Genomic DNA, 301 nt, shown 5'->3' on the forward strand with positions numbered 1-301 from the left:
GCATGGGGAGACCCCACACTACCATCGGCGCTACGGCGTTTCACTTCTGAGTTCGGCATGGGGTCAGGTGGGACCACCGCGCTAGTGCCGCCAGGCATATTCTGTTTCATCAACCGTCACAGTCTTATCTGTAACCATTGACTTAAAATCTCGGTTCAAGCTGAAAATCAAATGTCATAGTCTCTCAACCAAAACACCTTCGGTGTTGTAAGGTTAAGCCTCACGGATCATTAGTACTGGTTAGCTCAACGTATCGCTACGCTTACACACCCAGCCTATCAACGTCGTAGTCTTCAACGTT

The 301-nt window shown here is 49.2% G+C and carries 2 rRNA genes; both read right to left on the bottom strand.

Features of this window, described 5'->3' with window-relative positions:
- A 5S ribosomal RNA gene (gene rrf, locus MES37_RS24635) occupies positions 1 to 95 on the bottom strand; the annotation flags it as partial.
- Positions 96 to 209: 114 nt separating this feature from the next.
- Positions 210 to 301 (bottom strand): 23S ribosomal RNA (locus MES37_RS24640); the annotation flags it as partial.

It is taken from the genome of Buttiauxella sp. S19-1, from assembly GCF_022134725.1.
Classification (GTDB): Bacteria; Pseudomonadota; Gammaproteobacteria; order Enterobacterales; family Enterobacteriaceae; genus Buttiauxella; species Buttiauxella ferragutiae.